The sequence below is a fragment of the Micromonospora sp. NPDC050397 genome (assembly GCF_044901685.1).
GTDB lineage: Bacteria > Actinomycetota > Actinomycetes > Mycobacteriales > Micromonosporaceae > Micromonospora_G.
The window spans coordinates 1,028,542-1,050,901 of sequence record NZ_JBJDPS010000003.1; the positions used below are offsets into that span (position 1 = coordinate 1,028,542).

Annotated in this window: 21 protein-coding genes and 1 rRNA gene; 11 read left to right on the forward strand and 11 right to left on the reverse strand. The window is 71.5% G+C overall.

The genetic code is table 11. From position 1 onward, the window contains the following. Positions 1–94 precede the first annotated feature (94 nt). The 3 genes from ACI2K4_RS15665 to ACI2K4_RS15675 form a co-directional block, all read right to left on the reverse strand. Positions 95–808: an ABC transporter ATP-binding protein gene (locus ACI2K4_RS15665; RefSeq protein ID WP_404511862.1), complete on the reverse strand. Its 714-nt coding sequence runs from the start codon at positions 806–808 to the stop codon at positions 95–97. A 47-nt stretch (positions 809–855) separates the two neighbouring features. Next, positions 856–1,899 (reverse strand): peptidoglycan-binding protein, encoded by a 1,044-nt coding sequence (locus ACI2K4_RS15670; RefSeq protein ID WP_404511864.1) that lies wholly within the window; start codon positions 1,897–1,899, stop codon positions 856–858. A gap of 98 nt (positions 1,900–1,997) precedes the next feature. Beyond that, complete coding sequence (locus ACI2K4_RS15675) at positions 1,998–2,546, reverse strand: hypothetical protein (RefSeq protein WP_404511712.1); 549 nt, start codon at positions 2,544–2,546, stop codon at positions 1,998–2,000. A 189-nt stretch (positions 2,547–2,735) separates the two neighbouring features. On the opposite strand from ACI2K4_RS15675, the gene ACI2K4_RS15680 reads away from it, so the two are divergent. The 4 genes from ACI2K4_RS15680 to ACI2K4_RS15695 are packed head-to-tail and all read left to right on the forward strand — an operon-like array spanning position 2,736 to position 5,744. Beyond that, complete coding sequence (locus ACI2K4_RS15680; protein ID WP_404511714.1) at positions 2,736–3,392, forward strand: response regulator transcription factor; 657 nt, start codon at positions 2,736–2,738, stop codon at positions 3,390–3,392. A gap of 11 nt (positions 3,393–3,403) precedes the next feature. After that, the gene (locus tag ACI2K4_RS15685) at positions 3,404–4,591 is read left to right on the forward strand and encodes a sensor histidine kinase (protein ID WP_404511866.1); all 1,188 of its coding nucleotides are present in this window, start codon (positions 3,404–3,406) and stop codon (positions 4,589–4,591) included. A gap of 41 nt (positions 4,592–4,632) precedes the next feature. Next, the gene (locus ACI2K4_RS15690) at positions 4,633–5,274 is read left to right on the forward strand and encodes a TetR/AcrR family transcriptional regulator (RefSeq protein ID WP_404511716.1); all 642 of its coding nucleotides are present in this window, start codon (positions 4,633–4,635) and stop codon (positions 5,272–5,274) included. Further along, complete coding sequence (locus ACI2K4_RS15695) at positions 5,271–5,744, forward strand: acyl-CoA thioesterase (RefSeq protein WP_404511718.1); 474 nt, start codon at positions 5,271–5,273, stop codon at positions 5,742–5,744. Before ACI2K4_RS15690 ends, ACI2K4_RS15695 begins: the two co-directional genes overlap by 4 nt. 160 nt (positions 5,745–5,904) lie before the next feature. Here ACI2K4_RS15695 and ACI2K4_RS15700 read toward each other — a convergent pair whose 3' ends face one another. The 4 genes from ACI2K4_RS15700 to ACI2K4_RS15715 all read right to left on the reverse strand — a co-directional run bounded on the left by ACI2K4_RS15700 (position 5,905) and on the right by ACI2K4_RS15715 (position 7,767). Next, complete coding sequence (locus ACI2K4_RS15700; RefSeq protein WP_404511868.1) at positions 5,905–6,351, reverse strand: nucleoside deaminase; 447 nt, start codon at positions 6,349–6,351, stop codon at positions 5,905–5,907. Positions 6,352–6,431: 80 nt separating this feature from the next. After that, positions 6,432–6,968, reverse strand: a complete 537-nt coding sequence (locus ACI2K4_RS15705) for a tRNA adenosine deaminase-associated protein (protein WP_404511720.1) — start codon at positions 6,966–6,968, stop codon at positions 6,432–6,434. Positions 6,969–7,106: 138 nt separating this feature from the next. Then, a complete protein-coding gene (locus tag ACI2K4_RS15710; protein WP_404511722.1) occupies positions 7,107–7,274 on the reverse strand; it encodes a hypothetical protein in 168 nt (55 codons plus the stop codon). A 115-nt stretch (positions 7,275–7,389) separates the two neighbouring features. After that, entirely contained in the window at positions 7,390–7,767 is a 378-nt protein-coding gene (locus ACI2K4_RS15715) for a hypothetical protein (protein WP_404511724.1), read from the reverse strand. 181 nt (positions 7,768–7,948) lie between these two features. Here ACI2K4_RS15715 and ACI2K4_RS15720 point away from each other — a divergent pair, with 181 nt between their 5' ends. From ACI2K4_RS15720 to ACI2K4_RS15730, 3 genes are all read left to right on the forward strand, one after another. Next, positions 7,949–8,695, forward strand: a complete 747-nt coding sequence (locus tag ACI2K4_RS15720; RefSeq protein ID WP_404511726.1) for a M23 family metallopeptidase — start codon at positions 7,949–7,951, stop codon at positions 8,693–8,695. Positions 8,696–8,761: 66 nt separating this feature from the next. Next, entirely contained in the window at positions 8,762–9,790 is a 1,029-nt protein-coding gene (locus ACI2K4_RS15725) for a prephenate dehydrogenase (protein ID WP_404511728.1), read from the forward strand. Between the two features lie 146 nt (positions 9,791–9,936). Then, positions 9,937–11,010 (forward strand): PHP domain-containing protein, encoded by a 1,074-nt coding sequence (locus ACI2K4_RS15730; RefSeq protein WP_404511730.1) that lies wholly within the window; start codon positions 9,937–9,939, stop codon positions 11,008–11,010. Between the two features lie 119 nt (positions 11,011–11,129). Here ACI2K4_RS15730 and ACI2K4_RS15735 read toward each other — a convergent pair whose 3' ends face one another. Next, positions 11,130–12,116, reverse strand: a complete 987-nt coding sequence (locus tag ACI2K4_RS15735) for a DMT family transporter (RefSeq protein WP_404511732.1) — start codon at positions 12,114–12,116, stop codon at positions 11,130–11,132. A gap of 245 nt (positions 12,117–12,361) precedes the next feature. On the opposite strand from ACI2K4_RS15735, the gene ACI2K4_RS15740 reads away from it, so the two are divergent. Together ACI2K4_RS15740 and murD are read left to right on the forward strand one after the other, a co-directional pair. Then, complete coding sequence (locus tag ACI2K4_RS15740; protein WP_404511734.1) at positions 12,362–14,032, forward strand: DUF885 domain-containing protein; 1,671 nt, start codon at positions 12,362–12,364, stop codon at positions 14,030–14,032. 223 nt (positions 14,033–14,255) lie between these two features. Next, positions 14,256–15,617, forward strand: coding sequence for a UDP-N-acetylmuramoyl-L-alanine--D-glutamate ligase (murD, locus tag ACI2K4_RS15745; RefSeq protein ID WP_404511736.1), 1,362 nt, complete (start codon positions 14,256–14,258; stop codon positions 15,615–15,617). A 28-nt stretch (positions 15,618–15,645) separates the two neighbouring features. On the opposite strand, the gene ACI2K4_RS15750 is transcribed toward murD, so the two are convergent. Beyond that, positions 15,646–16,782 carry a hypothetical protein gene (locus tag ACI2K4_RS15750; RefSeq protein ID WP_404511738.1) on the reverse strand — a complete coding sequence of 379 codons (1,137 nt, stop codon included), beginning with the start codon at positions 16,780–16,782 and terminating at the stop codon, positions 15,646–15,648. A 117-nt stretch (positions 16,783–16,899) separates the two neighbouring features. Here ACI2K4_RS15750 and ACI2K4_RS15755 point away from each other — a divergent pair, with 117 nt between their 5' ends. After that, positions 16,900–18,876 (forward strand): VanW family protein, encoded by a 1,977-nt coding sequence (locus ACI2K4_RS15755; protein WP_404511740.1) that lies wholly within the window; start codon positions 16,900–16,902, stop codon positions 18,874–18,876. Positions 18,877–19,033: 157 nt separating this feature from the next. Continuing rightward, on the forward strand, positions 19,034–19,843 hold the full coding sequence (locus ACI2K4_RS15760; protein ID WP_404511742.1) for a serine protease: 810 nt from the start codon (positions 19,034–19,036) through the stop codon (positions 19,841–19,843). Between the two features lie 64 nt (positions 19,844–19,907). On the opposite strand, the gene ACI2K4_RS15765 is transcribed toward ACI2K4_RS15760, so the two are convergent. After that, the gene (locus tag ACI2K4_RS15765; RefSeq protein ID WP_404511744.1) at positions 19,908–21,995 is read right to left on the reverse strand and encodes a glycogen debranching N-terminal domain-containing protein; all 2,088 of its coding nucleotides are present in this window, start codon (positions 21,993–21,995) and stop codon (positions 19,908–19,910) included. Between the two features lie 272 nt (positions 21,996–22,267). Then, positions 22,268–22,360: ribosomal RNA gene (rrf, locus tag ACI2K4_RS15770) — 5S ribosomal RNA — on the reverse strand; the annotation flags it as partial.

A 22,360-nucleotide genomic window follows, 5' to 3' on the forward strand; every position in this document is an offset into this window, starting at 1 on the left:
GGCGGGGTGAGCCGGGGCGGGGTGAGCCGGGGCTGCGTGAGCTGGGACGGGGTGAGCCGGGGCGCGTCCGACGAAGCCCCGCCAGAGCGCCGGTTCACCGGTCACCACCAACCGAGGAATCGGCGAGCACCGAGGACCCGACGAGTGCCGGGGAGTCGGCGACCACCAGACCGTCGCGCATGCGTACCTGTCGGGGCAGGCTGGCCGCGATCTCCCGGTCGTGGGTGATCACGACAACGGTGGTGCCGGCCCGGTTCAGCTCGTGCAGCAGGTCGAGGATGCCGGCGCCGGAGGCAGAGTCGAGGTTGCCGGTGGGTTCGTCGGCCAGCAGCAACGGTGGCTCACCGACCACCGCGCGGGCGATCGCGACCCGCTGCCGCTCTCCCCCGGAGAGTTCGTGCGGCCGGTGGTCGAGCCGGTGGTCCAAGCCAACCCGGTGCAGCGCCGCCGCCGCCCGTCGGCGCCGTTCCCGCAGCGGTACGCCCGCATAGAGCAGCCCGTCCGCGACGTTTTCCACCACCGGTACGCCCGGTGCGAGGTGGAACTGCTGGAACACGAACCCGATCCGGGACGAACGCAGCGCGGAGAGTTCCCGGTCACGGAGCCGGGCGACGTCGTAGCCGTCGATGCGTACGCTGCCGGTCGAGGGGCGGTCCAGGGTGCCGATCAGGTGCAGCATGGTCGATTTTCCCGAGCCGGACGGTCCGACGATTGCCACCAGTTCGCCTCGGTCGACCCGGAGCGACACCCCGCCGACCGCCACCACGCCTCCGGCGTACCGCTTGGTGACGCCGGTCAACTCGATGATCGGGACGGCGCCGGGAGCCGAGTCGACGGGCACGGTCGGAGGGGTCGTCACGACGGTACCCCGATCGTCGCGCCCTCGGTCAGGCCGTCGCCGGAGACCTCGACCCGGCCGCTGGCGAACAGGCCGGTCTCGACCGCGATGATCCGGGTACGTCCGGACTCCACGAGTTGTACCCCGTACCCGCCCTCGGCCAGAGCCAGCAGTGCCGCCACCGGCACGGTCAGCACCTCGGGACGCTCGGCGGCGGTGAATGCGACCTTGACCGTGGCCTGGTCGAATCCGGCCAGCGCGGCCGGGTCGGCGACCGCCACGGTCACCTCGATTTTTGTCTCCGCCTCGCTCTCGCCAGGGGCACCGGACGACGTCTCGATCACCGTCTCGGTACGGGAGATCGTCCCGTCGACCCGCTTGCCGTCCGGCAGGGTCAGCCCGACCCGGGCGTCCTTCTTCGCCAGCCGCTGGTCGTCAACGTCGAGGTCGACGGTGACCAGCCGGCTCGTCCCGGTGTACGTGAACAGGGCTTTTCCGGGCTGGACCAGGTCGCCGACGGCCGCCTCGTGCCCGTCGACGCGTACGTCGCCGGCGGCGTAGACGATGCTGCCCGGTTCGACCCGGCCGGTGTCGTCGAGACCGAGGTCGTCCTGCCAGTCGCGAACCGCCTCGGCGGTGCCGCCGGTGTACGAGTCGTCCACGGTGAACCCGTCGTAGCCGAGCGCGGCTAGGTTCTGTTCGAACTGCCGGACGTCGGCCCCCTCGACCCCGCTGGTCAGGGTCCGGTACGCGGGCAGCGCCCCGTGCAGCAGCACCACCTTGGCGTCGTCCACCGCGTAGAGCGCGCTGCCCCGTTTCACGGTGCCACCGGTCGGGGCGAGCCAGGTGATGGTTCCGTTGCCCCGGGCACCGACGGTACGCGTGGTGCCGTACCCGAGTTCGCCGTCGACAGACTCGGCATCGATCAGGGTCTGCCGGGTGACCTGGGCGGTCGCCGGTGGTTGGGTGCTGGCGACCGCCGTACCCGGGTCCCGCCCGCCGAAGCCGACCGTGGCCGCGGCGCCGGCACCGGCGGCGACCACGACGACGGCGGCGACCAGGACCGTCCCGGTACGGGACCGCCTTCGGCGGTGCTCCGGAGCCGACGATCGTGCCGGCTCGGGCTGGTCGGTCCGGGTTTCCGTCTCCGGGGCGGCCGTCACTTGGCGCTCCCGAGGGGCTTCGGCCGGAGCTGCTCACACTTTTCCATCGCCGCCCGGAACGTCGGGTCGTCGAGGCCCTTGCCGCCGAGCAGGCCCTTGTCGATCTTGAGTGTGCCGTCGGCCCCCGGGTCAGGGAAGTCCGGCACCCCGTTCTCCCGCATGCACCGGGCCATCTCGCGCATCTGCTCCGCCTGCTCGGGGTCGAGCTTGCGCCCCTCGCCGCCGTTGGGAAGGAACTGGCGACACGCCTCCATCGCCGCCTGGGCCTTGCCCGGGTCGTCACCGGCGCCGATCCGTACCCGGCCCTTCTCGGCCGGATCGGGGTCCGGCATGTCGACCCCGTTCTCCCGCATGCACTGGGCGAACCTGAGCTGCCGCTCGGCGTTGTCGAGCGCGACCGCGCTGCTGGAGGCGGTCGGTTCGGCCCCGCCCGCGCCACCGGCGGTCGCCACCTGGTCGCCCTCGGTGGGCGTGCCGCAGCCGGTCAGTGCCAGGGCGAGCAGCGCGGGCAGGGCGAGCAGGCCCACCACTGGTCGTCTGCGCATGGTGACCTCCCTCTCATCCGGTCGGCGACGATCGCCAACCTCACGTCCGGTCGACACAGGTCGCCGACCCCACGTCCGGCCGGCGCGAGTCGCCGACCGTTGCCGACAAGTCGACCGGAGAGGCGGTATCCAGGGCGTAAGCGTCGGCGTTAACGGTGGCGTTATCCGGAGCCGAGTCACCATGGACCGATGCGGGTGTTGGTGGTCGAGGACGAGACCCTGATGGCGGACGCGATCGCCGAGTGGTTACGACGGGAGGCGTTCGCCGTCGACGTCGCGTACGACGGTGCGGCGGCGTTGGAGCGGCTCGGGGTCAACGAGTACGACGTGGTGGTACTCGACCGGGACCTGCCGCTGGTGCACGGCGACGAGGTGTGCCGGTCGATCGTCGCCGGTGGCGGGGCGACCCGGGTGCTGATGCTGACCGCCGCGGCGGCGGTACGCGAGCGGGTGGCCGGGCTGTCGCTCGGCGCGGACGACTACCTGACCAAGCCGTTCGCGCTGGTGGAGCTCTCGGCCCGGGTGCACGCGCTGACCCGGCGGGCCCGTCCCGCCGTACCGCCGAGGTTGGCCCGGGCGGGCATCGTGCTCGACCCGGGGCGGCACGAGGTCTACCGCGACGGCCGGTACGTCGCGCTGTCCCGGAAGGAGTTCGCGGTGCTGGCCGAGCTGATGCGGGCCGAGGGCGCGGTGGTCTCCGCCGAGGATCTGCTGGAACGGGCCTGGGACGAACACATCGACCCGTTCACGAACGTGGTCCGGGTGACGGTGATGAAGCTGCGCCGCAAGCTCGGTGACCCGCAGGTGGTGGAGACGGTGCCGGGCGTGGGGTACCAGATCTCATGATCGGCCGGCTGATCGAGCGGACCACCATGCGGGCTCGGCTGACCCTGGTCTACGGCGGGTTGTTCCTGCTCTCCGGCATGGTCCTACTGGCGGTCACCTATGTTCTGGTGCAACAGCGGATGCCGGCGCCGCTCGGGGTGTTGTTCAACAAGCCGGACGTGCTCGTCGAGGCACCAAAAAACGCGCCGGTCGTCCAGAACTCCGAGGCGCTGCGCAAGTTCGCGCAGAAGCTCCAGGTCGACGCGCAGCAGAACGCCCTGGACTCGCTGCTCACCCAGGGCGGCATCGCGCTGGTCCTGGTCACCGCGGCGGCGATCGCGTTCGGCTGGCTGATCGCCGGCCGGACGTTGCAGCCGTTGCACCAAATCACCGGCACCGCCCGCCGGATCGCGGGCGCGACCAGCGCCGGGCGCGGGCTGCACGAGCGGATCGCGCTGCGCGGTCCGCAGGACGAGGTACGCGAACTCGCCGACACCTTCGACCTGATGCTGGAAAGGTTGGACCGTTCCTTCGACGGCCAGCGCCGGTTCGTGGCGAACGCCTCGCACGAGTTGCGTACGCCGTTGGCGTTGAACCGGGCGCTGGTGGAGTTGGCGATGACCCGGCCGGGTGCCTCGGCCGACGTACGGCAGCTCGGCGAGTCGCTGCTCGCGGTGAACGAGCGGCACGAGCGGCTGATCGAGGGGCTGCTCACGCTCGCCGACTCGGAGAGCGAGCTGACCGAACGTGCGCCGGTCGACCTGGCCGAGGTCGCGGCGCACGTGCTGCACCAGCAGGCGGCCGCCGACGACGGGTCGGATCCGGCCGGTGCGCTGGCCCGGACGGCGGTACGCGAGCTCGAACCGGCGCCGGTCGTCGGTGACCCGGTTTTGCTGGAGCGGCTCACCTCGAATCTGGTGGAGAACGCGCTGCGGCACAACCTGCCGTCCGGCGGTTGGGTGTCGGTGCGTACCGGGCTGGTGGCGGGGCGGCCGACCCTGGTGGTCGGCAATACCGGGCCGGTGGTGCCCGGGTACGAGATCGAAACGATCTTCCAGCCGTTCCGGCGGCTGCGCGGTGAGCGGCTCGGCGGCGGGCGCGGGTTCGGCCTGGGGCTGTCGATCGTACGGGCGGTGGCGCGGGCGCACGGCGGTGCCGTCGATGCCCAGCCCCGGCCGGGCGGTGGCCTGGTGGTGAGCGTCACTCTACCGAGCCCGTGAAACTATACGACCGATCGGTCGCATAGTTTAGACTCGTGATCATGACGGTCGACGGACGGGTCGTCCGGGGCGAACGCACCCGGACCATGGTGCTCGACACCGCCGTGGCCCTGGCCACCGAGGCGGGGCTCGACGGACTCTCCCTCGGTCAGCTCGCCGACCGGCTCGGCGTCAGCAAGTCCGGGCTGTTCGCGCACTGGCGCTCCAAGGAGGAGCTGCAACTCGCCACCGTCGAACGGGCCCGCGACCAGGTGATCGAGCAGGTGATCCGGCCGGCCCTGCGGGCACCCCGGGGCGTACGGCGACTCTGGGCCCTGCACGACGCCCGGATGCGCTACTACGGCGACAACTCGCTCCCCGGCGCCTGCTTCTTCGCCAACGCCGAGTTCGAGTACAACGTGCACCTCGGCCCGGTCCGCGACCGGCTGGCCGAGTCCCTCGACGAATGGCTGACCCTGGTCCGGCGACTCGCCGCCGAGGCGGTGGCGGCCGGCGAACTCGCCGCCCACACCGACGTCGGGCAACTCGCGTACGAGATCGAGGCGCTCGGCCTCGCCGCCGCCCTCCAGTCCCGGCTGACGCCCGCCCAGCCCAGTTACCAGTATTCCAGGCAGGCGGTGCTCGACCGGCTGCGTGCCCTCTGCCCCGAACCGAATCTGCTGCTACCCGAAGGATCGATATGACCAGCACCAGCGACACCATCACCCCGCCCGAGGTCCCGTTCGGTCACGCCGAACCGGTCTGGGTGCACTTCGAGGACCTGGACATGATGGGCATCGTGCACAACGCCAAGTACGCGCTGCTGCTGGAGCGGGCGCTGACGCCGTACTGGGCCGAGCGGGGCTTCTCGTTCGAGAACGGGCGGCTGACCGCACCGGACGTCTTCCACGCCGTGGTGGAACTGTCGATCAGCTTCCGCGCCCCGATCCGGGGCACCGGACCGATCCTGGTGCACTTCTGGTTCGAGCGCTTCGGCACCACCAGCGCCGAGTACGGCTTCCGCCTCCTCTCCGCCGACGGCGCCACCCTGCACGCCGAGGGCCGGCGGGCGATCGTCCGGCTCGACCCGGCGACGCTGCGCCCCACCCCGTGGACCGAGGCGGCGCTGGCGGTCGGTCAGGCCCTGCTCCGGCCGGAGTCCGCCTCGCTGTAGCCGGGGCAGATCGGGTTGTCCACCGCCCGGAGCGCGTGGCGGATGAGGTTATCCACCGCCCGAAGCGCGTTATCCACCCTGTCAGGCACGTTATCCACAGCAGATATCCACAACTGATCCGAGTTATCCACAGGGATGTGCACAGCGCCGGTCCGCCGGCTCAGCGGAAGAAGGAGCGCAGGAGCGCGGCGGACTCGGCGGCCAGCACGCCGCCGTACACCTCGGGTCGGTGGTTGAGCCGGCGGTCGCGGACCACGTCCCAGAGCGAACTCACCGCGCCGGTCTTCGGCTCCCAGGCGCCGAAGACCAGGGTGGAGATCCGGGCCAGCACCAGCGCACCCGCGCACATGGTGCACGGCTCCAGCGTCACCACCAGGACGCAGCCGTCGAGTCGCCACTCACCGCGTACCGCCGCCGCCCGGCGCAGCGCCAGGATCTCGGCGTGCGCGGTCGGGTCACCCGTACGCTCCCGCTCGTTGCGGGCGGCGGCGAGTTCGACCCCGTCCGGCCCGTAGAGCACCGCGCCCACGGGTACGTCGTCCGACGGGTCACCGAGGTCGTCCGGGTCGACGCCACCGGCCACCTCAAGTGCGCGCCGCATCCACAGCTCGTGCCGCTGCCGACGCCCCGGACTCTCCGCTGGCGTAGCGCCGGCCGGCTGCTCCGACCCGCCGGCGACCGGTCCGGTCACGCCTCGCGCAGTTCCTCGACCACGTCCCCGCAGCCGATCAACTGGCACACCTCGGCCGTGACGTCGGCCGGGAGCGACCCCTCCCGGGAGCAGAGCGCGAGCAGCCGGTGGGCAGAGACACCCAGGTCGGCGAGGAGGTCGGCGTCCCCGATCGGGTCGGCGTCCGGGTCGGCGGCCGGTTCCTCGCTCTCCTCGTCCGCCGTCGTGGTGGTCGCCGGAGCGGCCGGCTCGACCACGTCGTCGATTTCCAGGGCCGGCGCCTTGATGTCCGCGAGCAGCAGCGAGCCGAGCCGGGATTCCTCGGCGAAGGCCGAGTCCGAGCCGAAGATCCGCAGGTCCTCGCCCTCGTCGAGCCGAAGCACGGCCAGGTACGCGTCGTCGGACTCGACGAAGAGCAACGACAGATCGGCGTCCGGATCGACCTCGCGGAGCAGCTCCCCGACCTCGTCTATGTCCGCAACACCACCGAGGTCGAGTTCGGCTGCGCTCCAGCCGGTCGAGCCTCGCACCACGGCCGCCGCGAAGTACGACACCGGTCCCCCCAAAACTCGCGGCGATCCGCCGCACACCACTGTCGACTGCCTGTCACGCGTGACGGTATCCGGTCGGGTGTGCGGCCGAGCGCGCAACGCCCCGAAGGAGGACGACGTAATCGAGCGGACCGCGAACGGTCAGCCGGCCAACCGGCGACGGGTGGCGATGAGCTCGCGCAACCGGTCCACGCGGACCCGCCTCGGCTGCGTCCGCTCCCGTACCGCCTTCGCACCGGCCAGCTCCGCGAGGAGCTGTAACCGCCGTCGGCTGCGCTCGGGGTCGAGCCGCTGCTCTGTCCAGGCCATAGAGGCGAGGGTGCCGAGTCGCGGCGCGTTCGTCAAGCCCGGTGGCGGTGTGCCACCGAGCCCGTACCCACCGCCCTAGATCCCTCACCAAGTGAGGTTAGACAATCACGAACGGTCACCACAATGGCCAACCGGCGCCGGACCACCGGACCGCCACCGCGGCGGCGGCGATCGACCAGGCGACCGCCGTGGCCAACGAGATCCCGACGGCGACCCCCCGGTCACCGAACCGGACCAGGAGCAGCGCGGCCAGCCAGGTGACCACTCCGGCCAGCACCGTCCACCAGACGTATCCGCGCAGGTCGTCGCCGAGCAGCCCGAACAGGAGCAGCCAGGCGGAGGCCGCCCCGGCCCCGGAGGCCAGTGCGCCGCCACCCACCGGATGCGGCTCCCGGTACGTCGGCCGCTGCGGACCGGACGGGAACAGACCGGACGGGGCACGGGGCGGCTGGGCCGGGTCGGGCCAGGTCCGGAACGTCGAGTGCTCCGCCATCGCCCTCACCCCTACGCCTGCGCCGCCAGCCGGGATCCCCAACCCGGGGACACGATCGCAGCGTACCCGGCACCGGCGGTCCGTCCGCCGAGCCGACGTCAGCCGTGGCCGGCTCCCCGCCGAGCCGATGTCAGCCGTGGCCGGCTCCCCGGCGGGGCGGACGCTCTGCCAGGATGACCGCATGACACGGGACGAAACGGGTACGGGACGCGTGATCGGGCGCGTACTCGCGTACCCGGTGGTCCTGCTGCTGGTGTCGGCGGCGGCCGTGGGATGCGCGCAGACCCGGCCACCGGTCTGGTCGGCGGCCTCCCCCTCCGGCGGCGCCCCGACCGGACCGGCCACCCCGACCGGCGAGCCGTCGGCGACACCGGCGGCCACCCCGTCCGGCGAGACCTCCGCCAGTCCGAAGGCACCGCGCTACGTCTTCCCGGTCCGGGCGTCCAACGCGTCCTACCACCCGACCCACTCGGCCTACCCGGCGACGGACGTCTTCGCCTCCTGCGGTACCCCGGTGCTCGCCGTCACCGACGGCGAGATCCTAGAGGTGAGCCGAGTGGACAAGTACGACAAACAGGGGCCACAGGGCCCGCTCAACGGCGGCAAGGCGGTGTCGTTGCTCGGCGACGACGGTGTGCGTTACTACGGCTCGCACCTGTCCGAGGTGACCGCCGGCATGGAAACCGGGGTACGCGTCCGCGCCGGCCAGCAGGTCGGCACCGTCGGCCGGACCGGCAACGCGAACAACGTCTGTCACCTGCACTTCGGCATCTCGCCCCGGTGCGGCCGGGTGGACGACTGGTGGATCCGGCGGGGCGTGGTCTGGCCGGCGCGCTATCTCGACGCCTGGCGCGACAAGACCAACCGATCTCCGGTCGGCGAGGTGTCCGACTGGCACAAGCAACACGGCTGCCCGCCCGTACCCTGACCCGCCCGGCCGCTGTGTCACCCGACTGCTGTGTCACCCGGGGCGAGCCTTGCCCACCCGGACCGGGTGCGGTGTGCGAGAGTCGCTGACGTGAATGTCGCGGTCATCGGTCTCGGTCTCATCGGCGGCTCGGTGCTGCGGGCGCTCGCCGCCGCCGGTCACCGGGTGTCCGGCTACGACGCCGACCCAGCCACCCGGGCCACCGCGCGTACGGCCGCCGCCCAGGCCCACTCCTCCGCCCGATGGCAGGTGACGCCGACCGTACGGGACACCGTGGCCCGCGCCGAACTGGTGGTGCTGGCGGTCCCGCTGCCGGCCGTCGGCGGCGTACTCGACCAACTCGCCGACGCCGGTTACACCGGGCTGGTCACCGACGTCACCTCGGTCAAGACCCCGGTACGCGACCTGGTCGCGCAGCGCCTGCACCGGCCGCCCCGACGCCTGGCCGGGTTTGTCGGCGGCCACCCGATGGCCGGACGGGAGACCTCGGGCTTCGGTGCCACCGATCCCGCGCTCTTCGCCGGTTGCGCCTGGGTGCTCTGTCTCGAGCCCCGGGACACCTCGATGGCCGACTGGCTGGAGCTGGCCGCGCTGATCACCCCGCTCGGCGCCCGGGTGGTGCCGACCACGGCCGCCGAGCACGACCGGGCCGTGGCGGCGGTGAGTCACGTACCGCACCTGCTCGCCGCCGCGCTGGTCTCCGCCTCGGCGGACGACCCGCTCGCCGGCACCCTGGCCGCCGGCTCGTTCCAAGACGGGACCCGGGTCGCGGCGACCCGCCCGGAGCTGATCGCGGCGATGTGCGGCGGAAACGCCGAGGCCGTCGGCCCGGCGCTGGATGCGGTCCTGGACGCGTTGCGCCAGGCCCGGGCGGCGGTCGACGCCGAGGACCCGATCGCCGCGCTCCGGGACTGGCTGGCGCCAGCCTCGGCGGCCCGTGGGGCGTGGCCGCACCGGCCCGGGACCGCCCGGGAACTGCCCGCCCGGGTCGACGACCTGCTCGCGCTGGGCCGGGCCGGCGGCTGGGTGACGGCGGTCGCGGCCGATCGCCGTACGGTGACGGCCGTCAGACCCCTCCGCCCGGCCCCCGCCTGATCGTCCTGGCCGCAGAGCGCGGAGGCGGTGGCAACCGAAAGCGACCGGCCTACGGTCGCGGGGTGTGCAGGCGACCGGGCCACGGTGCTCCCGGTGGCGGGGCGTGGAGGCGGGCGGGCGACGGTCGTCCGGGCTACGGTGAGCTGATGACCGCTCGGGACGCGCTCGCTGACCTGCGCCGGATCGCCTTTCTGCTGGAGCGGGCAAACGAGGCGAGCTATCGCGTGCGCGCGTTCCGCTCCGCCGCGTCGACCCTGGCCGCGCTCCCCGAGGGTGAGATCGCCGCGCGGGCGCAGGCCGGCACGCTGACCGAGCTGAGCGGGGTGGGTGACGTCACCGCCCGCTGTGTCACCGAGTCCCTGGCCGGCGAGGAGCCGGTCTACCTGCGACGGCTGACCGCCACCGAGGGCGTCGACCTGGACGAGGCGGCGGCCGAGCTGCGGTCGGCGTTGCGGGGCGACTGTCACACCCACTCCGACTGGTCCGACGGGGGTTCCCCGATCGAGGAGATGGCGTTGACCGCGGTCGAGCTGGGTCACGAGTATTTGGTACTGACCGACCACTCGCCCCGGCTGAAGGTGGCCCGGGGTCTGACCCCGGGCCGGTTGCGCGCCCAGCTCGACCAGGTGGCGGCGATCAACGCGGCACTGCCGGAGGGGTTCCGGCTGCTCACCGGAATCGAGGTGGACATCCTCGCGGACGGGTCGCTCGACCAGGAGGAGGAGCTGCTGGCGCGGCTCGACGTGGTGGTCGGTTCCGTACACAGCGGGCTCTCCGACGACCGGGCGAAGATGACCCGGCGAATGCTGGCCGCGATCGCGAACCCACACCTGGACATCCTGGGCCACCCCACCGGCCGGATGGTCGCCGGCCGACCGCCCGGGGTGACCGGTCCGGGCGACCGGGGTCACCGGGCCCGGACCCGCCCGCCGAGCGACTTCGACGCGGACGCGGTCTTCGCCGCCTGCGCCGAGTACGGCAAGGCAGTCGAGATCAACTCCCGGCCGGAACGGCAGGACCCGCCGAAGCGGCTGATCCGGGTGGCGGTAGAGGCCGGCTGCGAGTTCGCGATCGACACCGACGCGCACGCCCCGGGTCAGCTCGACTGGCAGCGTTTCGGGTGCGAGCGGGCGGCCCGGTGCGGGGTGCCGGCGGACCGGGTGGTGAACACCCGGCCGGTCGACGAGTTGCTGGCTTGGACCGCCGGCCACGCCGGCTGACCGTCCGGCCATCACCCGGCCCGCCGTCGCCCGGCCTCCTGGACCAGCGGTCGACCGTCGCCCGGCCTCCGGACCAGCGGTCGACCGTCGCCCGGCTCAACCGTCGACCGTCGCCCGGCTCAGCGGATGCCGGCCCGCGAGACGGCGGGGTCCGGGGTCGGGATGGCCGGGGCGGCGTCGGCGACGGGCCGGGGATTCCGGGCGAAGAGCCGCTGCGAGACGGCGACCCCGACCAGCACGATGGCCGCCCCGACCGGCTGGTACCAGGCGAGATGTTCGTCGAGCACGAGCACCCCGATCAGCACCGCGAAGATCGGGATCAGGTAGGTCACGGTCGAGGCGGTACTCGCCCCGGCGAGTCGGATGGTCCGCATGTTGATCACGAAGGCGAGGCCGGTGCCGAGCGCGCCGAGCGCCAGCACGCTGGCGACGACCTTGAGGGAGAGGTCGGTCGGCACCGGCGGCGCGCCGGCCACCAGCGGCGCGACGATGGCCAACTGCGCGGTCGCCACCAGCAACTGCGCCGCCGAGAGCGCGACGCCCGACTCGGGCCGGCCCGCGACGAACCGCTTCTGGTACGGGATGGAAAGCCCGTAACAGGTGGCCGCCGCAAAGCAGAAGAGCTGGCCGGTCAACTGTGCCCCGCCCAGGCCCTGCCACGCCCCGAGCACCACCAGCACACCGAGGAAGCCGAGCGTCATACCGATCGCCTTGCGCGCCGTCATCCGCTCGGTACGGAACACCAGCACCGCCATCGGCAACACCACCAGTGGCGTGGTGGCGTTCCAGATGCCGGCCAGGATCGAGGAGACGCGCTGCTCGCCGTAGCCGAAGAGGGTGAACGGCAGGGACACCCCGACCGCCGCGATCACGATCATGTGCAGCCAGAGTCTCGGGTCGCGGGGCAGCCGGTCGCGCAGCACGGCCAGCGCCACCAGCAGCATCAACGAACCCGCGGTGACCCGACCGAGGGTGACGTACAGGGGGTGCAGCTCACTGACACCGATCTTGATGAAGAGGAAACTGCCTCCCCAGATCACGGCGACGGCGAAGAAACCGGGCAGCCAGGCACGGACGTTGCTGTCAGGAGCGGCAGGGGTGGTCACCCCTGACACTCTGCCGTACCGGTCCGACGAAAGTCGCGCGGGTTCCAGACCTCGAAACAGGCCAATCCGATGACCGTGGCCTGCTCCGCCGTTCGGGTCCGGACCCAGGTCAGCACCGGTCGCGGTGCCGGATCGACGTACGCCCGCCCGATCGGTTCCCACCCCGGGCGACGTGGGCGCGAAGCCTCGGCACGGCCCGGCAAATGGGTGGAGCGGCCGACCAGGTGGTCACGTAGGGTCGAGCGGTGGGACAAATCGATGACCTCGCCAACCGCTACGTAGCGGACTGGGCGCCACTCAACCCGACCGGCGCCACGTTCGTCGGCATCACCGGATACGACGACCAACTCGGCGACCTGTCACCGGCCGGTTACGCCGCACAGGCCGACCTGAACCGGCGTACCCTCGCCGAACTTGACGTACTCGAACCGGCCACCGCCGCCGAACGGACCGCGAAGGAGGCGATGCAGGAGCGGCTCGGCCTCGACCTCGCCCGGTACGAAGCCGGTGAGACCACCAGCGAGATCAACGTGATCGCCAGTGGCCTGCACGAGATCCGCCAGGTGTTCGACCTGATGCCGACCGAGGGCACCGAGGCGGTCGCGAACATCGCCGCCCGGCTCAACCAGTTCCCGGCCGCGCTCCGCGACTACCGGACCACGCTGGCCGCCGCCGCCGACGACGGGCACGTCAGTCCCCAGGCGCAGATGGTCGAGGTCGCCAAGCAGTGCGACATCTGGACCGACCCGGACGGGGACAACTTCTTCCACGGCCTGGCCGACCGGTTGACGGCGGACGGCACGCTCGCCGCCGAGCTGCGGCGCGGCGCGGAGGTGGCAACGGCGGCGACGGCCGAGTTCGGGCGGTTCCTCCGCGACGAGCTGGCGCCGCGTGGACGGGAGAAGCAGGCCGCCGGCCGGGAACGGTACGAACTCGCCTCGCAGTACTTCCTCGGCGCCCGGATCGACCTCGACGAGACGTACGCCTGGGGTTTTGACGAGCTGGCCCGGCTCGAAGCCGAGATGCGTGCCGTGGCGGCCCGGATCGTCGCCCCCGGCGCCACCGTCGACGAGGCCGTCGCCGCGCTCGACGCCGACCCGGCCCGCCGGATCCAGGGCAAGGAGGCGTTCCGCGACTGGATGCAGGCGCTCGCCGACAAGGCCATCGCCGACCTGCACGGGACCCACTTCGACATCCCCGAACAGGTACGCCGGATCGAGTGCCGCCTCGCCCCGACCAGCGACGGCGCGATCTACTACACCGGCCCGAGCGAGGACTTCTCCCGCCCCGGCCGGATGTGGTGGGCGGTGCCGCAGGGGATCGACGAGTTCTCCACCTGGCGCGAGGTGACCACGGTCTACCACGAGGGCGCCCCCGGCCACCACCTCCAGGTCGGGCAGACCCAGGTCCGGGCCGAACTGCTCAACCGCTGGCAGCGGCTGCTCTGCTGGACCTCGGGACACGGCGAGGGCTGGGCGCTCTACTCCGAGCGGCTGATGGACGACCTCGGTTACCTGGACGACCCGGGCGACAAGCTCGGCATGCTCGACGGCCAGGCGTTCCGGGCCGCCCGGGTGATCGTCGACATCGGCATGCACCTGGAGTTGGAGATCCCCAAGGACAACCCGTTCGGCTTCCACCCGGGCGAGCGCTGGACCCCGGAGCTGGGCTGGGAGTTCATGCGCGCGCACTGCCGGGTGCCGGACGAGAACCTGCGTTTCGAGCTGAACCGCTACCTGGGCTGGCCGGGGCAGGCTCCGTCGTACAAGGTCGGGGAGCGGATCTGGCTGCGCGCCCGGGACGACGCGAAGGCCCGTAAGGGGGCCGCCTTCGACCTGAAGGAGTTCCACCGGGAGGCGCTCAACCTCGGCTCCCTCGGTCTGGACCCCCTCAAGTCCGCCCTCGCCCGCCTCTGACGGGTAAGGAAGGGCCCCTTGTTATCGCTTTTTGTATAACAAGGGGCCCTTCCTAACGCCTGGGGTGGTTGGGCGGGACACGTGGGGTGGTTGGCCGGGAGGGCTGGAGGCGGCCGGATGGCGGCGTTGTCGCGCCCTGCCCGGCGGGGCGGTCGGGGCGGACTAGAGTATGGACGCGAGCCCCGGGCCGCAGCCGCCGAGGTTCGCTGGCAAAGGAGTCCTGGTGCACCTCACTGATCTGCGTGGTCGACGCGTCGCCGTCTGGGGCACCGGCCGGGAGGGCGTCGCCGCGGTCAACGCGATCGCCCCGGTCGGCCCCGCCGATCTCGTCGCGGTGATGGATCGGGAGACCTTCGCGGCAAAGCCGTGGGAGGGGCGGCTCGCCGAACTCGCCCCCCTGCACACCGGCCCGGCCGCCCTGGAGATGCTGCTGCGCGCGGACGTCGTGGTCCGGTCACCGGTGATCGGCGAGACCCACCCGTGGATGATCCAGCTCCGGGAACAGGGCGTCACCGTCACCGGCGGGACCGCGCTCTGGATGGCCGACCACGCCGCCGGCACCGTCGGAGTGACCGGCAGCAAGGGCAAGAGCACCACCACCGTACTGGTGAGCCACCTGCTGACGGCGGTCGACCGGCCCAACGAGGTCGGCGGCAACATCGGCACCGCCGTACTGGATCTCCCGGTCGCCGACCGGTACGTTCTCGAACTCTCGATGTACCAGTGCGCGGACCTGACCGTGTCACCGAGGGTGGTGGCGCTCACCGCGCTGGTCCCGGAGCACCTGGACTGGGCCGGCAGTGAGGCGGCCTACTACCGGCACAAGCTGAACATCGTCGAGCACGGGCCGGGTCGGGTGGTGTACAACGCCAACGACGAACGACTCGCCGCCGAACTCGCCGCCCGGCCCGGTCTGCCACTGCTGGCCGCCGGCCGACCCGACACCACCCACGTGGCCCCCGGCCCGGACGGCACCCCGTGGCTCCATCTCGCCGACGAGCCGCTCTTCCCCCGGACCGCACTGCCACTGGTGGGGCGGCACAACGAGTGGAACCTCTGCGTCGCGCTCGGCGTACTCGACTCGGTGGGGGTGGACCTGGTGGCCGAGCGGGACCGGCTCGCCGAAGCCGCCGCCAGCTTCCCGGCCCTGGAGCACCGGCTCACGCCGATCGAGGACTCCTCCGGCATCACCTTTGTCGACGACTCGCTCTCCACCATCCCGCAGTCGGCGATCCACGCCATCGAGGCGTACGCCGACCGTCCGCTCACCGTCATCGTCGGCGGCGAGGACCGGGGGGTGGACTACGCCCCGTTGCGTGACTTCCTCGCCGAGCACGCCGTCGAGGCGACCCTGATCGGCGTACCGGACAGCGGGCCGCGCATCCTGGAAATGGTCAAGGACCTGCCCACGATCACCACGATCGGGGCGGACGACCTGGTCGAGGCCGTACGGATCGGTCGGGCGAACACTCCGGCCGGCGGGGTGGTGCTGCTCTCCCCGGCCGCCCCGAGCTACGGCCGGTTCGACAACTACGCGCACCGGTCCCGGGTGTTCCGGCAGGCGATCACCGACACCGCCGGCTGAGCGCCTCCAGCCCGACCCCCGCCCATGATCAGGCGGTGCCGGGCGGATCCAACGCCCGGAAGAGGCTCTCCATCGAGCGGATCGCCGATCGGATCTCCTGCAGGTAGCGGTCCGGCGCGAGCACCGGCGCCGGCGGCAGCCCGCGCAGCCGGGTGGCGTCGAATCCGACGGTGTCCACCGCGCAGCCGTAATCGAGCCGGAGCATCCGTACGGCGTCGCAGTGCTGGAACGGCACGTAGCTGGGCGATGTCACGACCAGCACCCGGTCCCCGGGCGTCAACCGCACCTGCCCCGCCCAGAAGCGGTACGTGTCCGCCGTGTTCGCCCTGCGGGTGGCCGGCTCACCGGAAGGGGCGGCGTACACCCGCAGGGGCAGCCCGTCCGGCGCCCGGAAGCCCCGCACCGCCCACGAAGCCGGACCCCCCGCCTCGGGCGAGGACCACGACTCCACCACTCCGGGCCCGCCGGAACCGGCCCCAGGCCCATCGGAACCGGCCCCAGGCCCATCGGAACCGGCCCCAGGCGCAACGGAACCAGCCCCAGGCTCACCGGAACCAGCTCCGGACACACCAACACCAGTTTCGTGGCCGAAGAATCCCAGCCGGAGTCCGACCGCGAGGGCGTCCATCTCGTAACCGCAGCCGTCGAGGTCGGCACGGACGATCTCGGTCGGGCGCAGCGGGCGGAAGCTGCCCAGCGCCGCCACCTCGCCGACCTCGACCGCACCGCTGTGGACCAGGTGGGCGGCGTACCCGGTCCGTTGCAGGCAGGCGGGAGCCAGGCCGCCGAGGACCAGCAGATGGTCGTAGCGGCGAGCGGGCGGTGCGAGCGGCCGGACCAGCCCCAGCGCGGTGACCGACGCCAGGATGGACTCCGCCGTCCGGGGTGCGAACGACGGTGGCGGCACCTCGTCCCGCTCGACCTGGCCGTGCCGCCGCCGGAAGTCCCAGTGCGCCGCCGAGAAGCGATCCAGCCAGCCCAGCAGCGCACCGGTCGCCGTATCCGGCCCGGGGGCGGCGCCGCCGAACGCGGCGACCAGGTCCCGTAGCGGTCGGGCGGAGACCCACCGGTGTACGCTCCCCGCAATCTCCGTGTTCGATGTCCCCGCCGCCCCGGTGGGCAGCGGTACCGGCTCGTACCGGATCACCTTCGTCCTTTCGGCCATGAGCAACGCGTCGATGGTCCTGTTGTGGCGGAGATTCGCCTCGGCGAATCTCCTGCGCGCTCCCTCGGGCTGTCGTACGCTCTCGCGCTTGGCTACCGTAGGCCTCCGGGTCGCGCGATGACGCGACCTACCGACCCCGACCCGAGTCCAATCCCTGATCGAGGTTGTCCTGTGAGTTTGTACGGCGCGAAGAGACCACCCGCCGGCGAGACGCCGACCACCGAGCTCACCGCCGTGCCACGGCAGGCGACCGGACCCCTGGCCGGGCCGGCAGCCGGACCTCCCACCGTCGGCGCACCCGCGGCCCACCCGGTTCACCAGACCAATCCCGTGGTCACCGGCGCGCTTCCCGTGGTCACCGGCGCCCCCGGCACGGACGGCGACCCGACCCCGAGCGTGCCGGCCCCCCGCCGTGGCGCCCGCCGGGCCCTCGTCGGCGGTGCGGTTGCCGCCGCCGTCCTGGCCACCATCGGCGGCACCGCCGGGTACGCGTACAGCGGCGAGGTGCCGCGCGGCACGGAGGTGCTCGGCGTACACCTGGGTGGGCAGTCCCGGGAGGGCGCGGCGGCGCTGCTCCGGGCCGAGTTGGAACGGCGGGCCGAAACCTTCGCCGCCCCGGTCCCGGTGCGCATCGGTGAGCAGACCGCCGAGGTGAAGCCGATCGACGTTGGCCTGGCCGTCGACGTCACCGCCACCGTCAGGGCCGCCGTCGGCGACAACCCGGGGCCGGTCGACCTGCTCTTCAAGTCCCGGTCGGTGGAACCCGTCATCACCGTGGACGTCGAACGGCTCGACACCGAACTGCGCAAGACCGCCGGGCGCAACGGCCGGCCGATGAAGCCGGCGTCCATCGTGTTCCAGGGCACGACGCCGAAGCCGAACTATCCCTCCCCGGGGCAGGATCTCCAGCCGGAGCAGTCGGCCCAGGCGCTGCGTGCCGGCTGGCTGAGCGGCGAGCCGGTGGTCGTACCGCTGGTCGAGGCACACCCGGCCACCACAAAGGAAGAGGTGGACAAACTCGTCGCCGAACTGGCCGAGCCGGCCGTGTCCGCGCCGGTCAAGGTGACCACCGACCGAGGTACGTTCAACGTCCCGCCGGCCGCGATCGCCAAGAGCCTGCTGCTCACGCCCGACAAGACCGGCAAGATCAGTCCCAAGGTGGACGAGAAGAAGCTGCACGCGGCGCTGACCGGCGAACTGAGCAAGGTCGAGGTGAAGCCGAAGGAGGCGACGGTCGCCCTCCAGGGTGGCAAGCCTCAGGTGGTGGCGAGCACCGGCGGCCACGCGGTGGACACTGCGGCGCTCAGCCGTGACCTGCTCACGGTGCTACCGAAGCGCGACGGGCGCGAGGTCAAGGGCACCCTCAAGCCGGTCGAGCCGAAGACCAACACCGAGGCGATGACAAAGATGGGGGTCAAGGAACAGGTCTCCACCTTCACCACGAGCTTCACCGGCGGGCTCGCCCTGCCGCGCAACCACAACATCGTCACGGCCGCCAAGGAGGTCGACGGCGCGGTGGTCAAGCCGGGCGAGACCTTCTCCCTCAACAAGCACACCGGGGAGCGCAGCTACGCCCAGGGCTACAAGGACGCCCCGGTGATCCTGGACGGCAAGCTGGTCCCGGGCGTCGGCGGCGGCGTTTCGCAGTTCACCACCACGATCTTCAATGCCGCGTACTACGCCGGGCTCGAGGACGTCGAGCACAAGCCGCACTCGTACTGGTTCTCGCGGTACCCGGCGGTGATCGAGTCGACGATCTTCTACCCGTCCCTGGATCTCAAGTTCCGCAACAACACCGAGCACGGCCTGCTGATCGACACCGCGTGGACCAACAACTCGATCACGGTCTCGATGTGGAGCACCAAGGTGTACGACAAGATCGAGACTGTCTACGGCCCGCGTCGCGACATCACCAAGCCCAAGGTCGCCTACCTCGATCCCGGACCGTCCTGCATCGCCACCGAGGGCATCGACGGCTTCGCCCAGGACGCGTACCGGGTCTTCCACAAGGACGGCAAGGAGCTCAAGCGGGAGAAGTTCAGCTGGCGCTACGAGGCCGAGCCCCGCTACCTCTGCGCCAAGAAGCCGAACTGACCGGCCCGACGCGACGACGAACCCACGCCCGGAGGTATGACACAGCCGGGATGTCATCGAAGCATTGCTATGCATCGGTCGACTTCCATACGCTGCCGGCAACGTGATCTGCGCGTGCCCACGAGGCGCGCCAATCCTTTGCTCGGAAAGGGATCCCATGGTTCGTTGGCGCAAGCTCACCGGCCTGGCGGCCGCCGCGTTGACCGCGGTGACCGTCGGCAGCGTCGCCCTGGTCGCACCTGCCTCGGCCGCGCCCGCCCCCAGCTCGGACGGCGGCGTGACCCCCCTGGTCGTCGGCGGCACCCGGGCTGCCCAGGGCGAGTTCCCGTTCATGGTCCGGCTCTCGATGGGCTGCGGCGGCGCGCTCTACAGCGCCCGGCTGGTGCTCACCGCCGCGCACTGCGTCGGCAGCACCGGCACCAACACCAGCATCACCGCGACCCTCGGCGCGGTCGACCTCCAGTCGACGAGCCGGATCACGGTCCGCTCCAACTACGTCTACCGGGCGCCGGGCTACAACGGCAACGGCAAGGACTGGGCGCTCATCCGGCTGGCCACCCCGGTGACCAGCCTGGCCACGCTGCCGATCGCGACCAGCACCGCGTACGACAACGGCACCTTCACCGTGGCCGGCTGGGGTGCCGCCCGCGAGGGCGGTCCGCAGCAGCGCTACCTGCTGAAGGCAACCGTGCCGTTTGTCAGCGACAGCACCTGCGACGCCCAGTACGGCGGTGACGTCATCGTCGCCGAGGAGATCTGCGCCGGGTACACCAGCGGCGGCACCGACACCTGCCAGGGCGACTCGGGCGGACCGATGTTCCGCCGGGGCGCCAACAACGCGTGGGTTCAGGTCGGCATCGTGAGCTGGGGCAACGGTTGTGCCCGCCCGAACTTCCCGGGCGTGTACACCCAGGTGAGCACGTTCGCCTCGGCGATCGCCTCGGCCGCCACGAGTCTCGGCGGCTGAACGGAACCACCCCCCGTACGACGATCGGCCCGGGACCCCCTCCCGGGCCGATCGTCGCTGCCGGTCAGGGGGAGATGACATTGCCTCGGCGTTGACCCCGACCGGAGTGGCGGCGCTGACTCTCGATCCGGTCCCGGCCGAACGCGTCGAGCCGACCCCAACGGCCCGGCACGTCGAGCAGTTCTATCCGCCCCATCCCCTCCGGCAGAGCCGGGTCCACCACGAGGTGCTCGTCGTGCGGTTCCAGGCCGAGCAGAACCCGGATCAGCATCATCGGCGTGGCCGCGGACCAGGCGTGCGGGGTCCAGGTGGTGGGGTACTGCACCGGGTACCTGGTGAGCCCACGGTCGTAGCCGGCGAAGAGCTGGGGCAGCCGGCCGTCGAAGTACTGCGAGGCGTCGATGATCGCCTTGGTGATCCGGCCAGCCTCCGCGTCGAAGCCGTAGCGCCTCAGGCCCAGCGCGATGAACGAGTTGTCGAACGGCCAGATCGCCCCGGTGTGGTAGCCGGTCGGGTTGTAACGCTCCTCGCCCTCCGCCAGCGTGCGTACCCCCCAACCGGAAAAGAGCCGCGGACCGACCAGGTGCTCCGCGATCCGCGCCGCACGGGGCGGATCGACGATCCCGCTCCAGAGCAGGTGACCGATGTTGGACGAGAGGGCGTCCACCTGGCCGCCGTCGGCGTCGAGCGCCAGCGCGTAGTACTCCCCGTCCTCGATCCAGAAATCACGGTTGAAGCGGGCCTTCAGGTCGGCCGCCTCCGCCTCGAGCCGATCGGCGTAGATCGGGTCGTGCCAGATCCGCCGGGCCAGTCGCGCCCCCCGGATCTTCGCGTCGTACGCGTACCCCTGGATCTCGCAGACGGCGCGCGGAAACGACGGCATCCGCCCGTCCCGGTACGAGATCGAGTCAGGGGAGTCCTTCCAGCACTGGTTCTCCAGCCCGCTGCCGAGATTCCGGCGCTCGTACCAGATGTACCCGTTCCCCATCAGGTCGCCGTACGTGTCGATCCAGCGCAGGGCGGCCCGTGCCTCGTGCTCCAGGCGGCGGACCAGTTCCACGTTCCCGGTCCAGCGCTCGTACTCGTCGAGCAGGATCACGAAGAGCGGGGTGGTGTCCGCCGCACCGAAGTACGGCGAGTGTGGCTGCTCCTCGAACGCGGCCGACTCCCCGTACCGGAACTCGTGCATGATCTTGCCCGGCTCCTTCTCCCGGAAGTCGTCGAAGACGGCGGCCTGGGTGGCCGCGAACATGTTGAGCGTGCCGACCGCCAGCTCGGGTGTGAACGCCATCGCCTGTATGCAGGTCAGGATGCTGTCCCGACCGTAGAAGGTCATGAACCAGGGCGTACCGGCGGCGATCAGGTTGTTACCGGTGGCGAGTGCGCCGAACTGGAGCGCGGCCAGGTCGATCAGACCCCGCCGGTACGCGGTGGCCAGAACGCCGTCGTCGCATCCCAACTGCGGCGCGTTTGCCAGCCACTCGTCCAGGTGGCGTTGGATCTGCGGGTCCGGCGCGGTCCGATGGGTGTGCAACTGCTCCCGGACGTCCATACCGCTCCTGCCCGGCAGGTGCGCGGAGACGCGCAGAGTGGTGCTCCACTGGCCGTGCGGCTCCACCCGCAGCCGGAAGGTCATGCCGTGCTCGTCGATCTCTGCGGGAGCGGTGGACGAGATCAACGCCTCCCGTGCGTAGAGGCCACGCGTGTAGCGCAGCCGCAGCAGACCGTCCTCGACGAACACCGAGGTCGCCCGCTGGATCTCGGTCACCTGTTTCAGTTCGAACACGTCGACGAAGTCGGCCGCCATGTCGAGCCGTACGACGATGTCGGCGGCCTCACCCCGATGGTTCAGTACGGTCAGCTCCTCCTCCAGACCTGAGGTGATCTTCCGGTGGCGGATGACCGAGACCTTGGCGTCGACGTAGTGTGTCGGCTCCCCCGGGACGAGGAAGAAGCGTGTCTCGTAGTACTGCAGGTCGTCGACCGAGAGGGCGTGCAGGCGCTCGCCGTTGACCGTGAGTTTCCACCGGGACAGGTACCTCAGGTCGAACGAGAACAGCCCGGTCGGTACGAGCGGCGAGGGTTCGATGTCGCCCCGTCCGTCACTGACCACGAAGGTGTTGCCGGCCAGAATGGTGACGAACTGCTTCACTACGGGCCCCCTATCGCGCCGGACGCGGGGAAGAGGCAGCCCCGACCCGCAACAGGATCGACTGCCGGAATCCGCCTCCCCTCTGCAAGCCAGGCTCCCCGCTGTCGGGGCGAGCACGTCACCCGGAGGGGGTGAGGTTGCCGTACTCCTGTCCCAGCAGCCACAGCAGCACCGGGGACAGGGCGTTTCGGAGGAGCCGGGTCAGGGGTGGTGGATTGAGCGCAAAAACAAATGTGGGCCACCCCTTTTGGGGTGGCCCACATCAGAAAGTTGTCCGGCGGCGTCCTACTCTCCCACACCCTCCCGAGTGCAGTACCATCGGCGCTGGAGGGCTTAGCTTCCGGGTTCGGAATGTAACCGGGCGT

What these genes read in the sequence shown, in the direction of transcription:
- ACI2K4_RS15750 (WP_404511738.1), bottom strand. Translation starts at nt 16,782, where the DNA reads ATGGCCGAAAGGACGAAGGTGATCCGGTACGAGCCGGTACCGCTGCCC.
- ACI2K4_RS15715 (WP_404511724.1), bottom strand. Translation starts at nt 7,767, where the DNA reads ATGGCGGAGCACTCGACGTTCCGGACCTGGCCCGACCCGGCCCAGCCG.
- ACI2K4_RS15760 (WP_404511742.1), top strand. Translation starts at nt 19,034, where the DNA reads ATGGTTCGTTGGCGCAAGCTCACCGGCCTGGCGGCCGCCGCGTTGACC.
- ACI2K4_RS15690 (WP_404511716.1), top strand. Translation starts at nt 4,633, where the DNA reads ATGACGGTCGACGGACGGGTCGTCCGGGGCGAACGCACCCGGACCATG.
- ACI2K4_RS15695 (WP_404511718.1), top strand. Translation starts at nt 5,271, where the DNA reads ATGACCAGCACCAGCGACACCATCACCCCGCCCGAGGTCCCGTTCGGT.
- ACI2K4_RS15680 (WP_404511714.1), top strand. Translation starts at nt 2,736, where the DNA reads ATGCGGGTGTTGGTGGTCGAGGACGAGACCCTGATGGCGGACGCGATC.
- ACI2K4_RS15730 (WP_404511730.1), top strand. Translation starts at nt 9,937, where the DNA reads ATGACCGCTCGGGACGCGCTCGCTGACCTGCGCCGGATCGCCTTTCTG.
- ACI2K4_RS15720 (WP_404511726.1), top strand. Translation starts at nt 7,949, where the DNA reads ATGACACGGGACGAAACGGGTACGGGACGCGTGATCGGGCGCGTACTC.
- ACI2K4_RS15755 (WP_404511740.1), top strand. Translation starts at nt 16,900, where the DNA reads ATGACGCGACCTACCGACCCCGACCCGAGTCCAATCCCTGATCGAGGT.
- ACI2K4_RS15675 (WP_404511712.1), bottom strand. Translation starts at nt 2,546, where the DNA reads ATGCGCAGACGACCAGTGGTGGGCCTGCTCGCCCTGCCCGCGCTGCTC.
- ACI2K4_RS15710 (WP_404511722.1), bottom strand. Translation starts at nt 7,274, where the DNA reads ATGGCCTGGACAGAGCAGCGGCTCGACCCCGAGCGCAGCCGACGGCGG.